Source organism: Virgibacillus sp. 7505, from assembly GCF_002272135.1.
Taxonomy (GTDB): domain Bacteria; phylum Bacillota; class Bacilli; order Bacillales; family Amphibacillaceae; genus Terribacillus.
Genome location: NZ_NPBF01000432.1, coordinates 1 through 217, shown reverse-complemented (window position 1 = coordinate 217; position 217 = coordinate 1). Strand labels below are relative to the sequence as shown.

The 217-nt window shown below is 50.7% G+C and carries 1 pseudogene; it reads left to right on the top strand.

Annotated elements, in window-relative coordinates:
* A pseudogene (locus CHH91_RS19660) lies at window positions 1-217 on the top strand (IS30 family transposase); the annotation flags it as partial.

Genomic DNA, 217 nt, shown 5'->3' with positions numbered 1-217 from the left:
CTGTACTGCGTCGTAAAGGGAAAAGCCAAAAACCCTATGAAACCCGGGGGCGCTTCACCGTTGGTACTTCGATTAAGCAGAGGCCTAAAGAGATCCGAAAACGAGAGACATTTGGCCATTGGGAACTAGACACGGTCGTATCGGGTCGTGGAAAAAGCAAAGGCTGCCTAGCGACCTTCATTGAACGAAAGACCCGTTGGTATTGTGCCATCCCCAT